The following is a 735-nucleotide window of genomic DNA, read 5'->3' on the forward strand; positions in this document are numbered from 1 at the left end:
ATAACACAAAAAAGCCCGTCAGCAGGGCTATCGACATGAAGAGCGGTCGCATGTGGCTACGTCCTCTGTTTATTATTCTGTTATTACTGTGAGGGTGTTATGAAAAAAACGGCTCAACCAAGCCAGGTCGCGGCCACTTTAGTGTGGTTCTTTTATGTTGTCATTGTTGTTTCTTTGGCTGTGACGCTGTGTTGGGCATTGTATAGCCAGTCGAACTATGGCTACCGCTTCTGGTATCAACAACTGGATATTGGCCAACATATACAAATTTATGGCCCTCAGAATCGCTTTAAATCCGGGTTTGAACAATTGCCCCCCGAGCAACACTGGCAGGCATTTGAGCAAATTCGTGATGCCGTGCATAACAGCGGGGCGGGATTGGCTGATATTTATTACCAGCCACCGGGGAAGAATCCACGCCCGTTACTGCACAATGCTGAAGTGCAGCACCTTCAGGACGTGGCCGATTTTATTGATCTGGGGCGTGTGCTCTTCTGGGTGTTGTTGGCCTTGTGGTTGCCGCTCGCCTGGCTTTGCGTCTGGCTTAAAGCACCACCCATGCGCTGGCGGCTTGGCATTACTGTTTTCACTGTGGGGGCTGTGTTAGCGTGGTTCCTGATTGCCGGCCCGACCCAGGTTTTTTATCAGTTTCATCTATGGATTTTCCCCGCTGATCATCAATGGTTTTTCTATTGGCAAGACTCACTGATGAGTACGCTGATGAAGGCCCCGGTA

At 49.8% G+C, this 735-nt stretch carries 1 protein-coding gene; it reads left to right on the forward strand.

The genetic code is table 11. The features are described 5' to 3' along the window. Nucleotides 1-99: 99 nt before the first annotated feature. The coding region (locus A3730_RS27735) for a DUF1461 domain-containing protein (RefSeq protein WP_063539368.1) at nucleotides 100-735 on the forward strand (636 nt) is incomplete at its 3' end.

The sequence above is a fragment of the Alcanivorax sp. HI0044 genome (assembly GCF_001634945.1).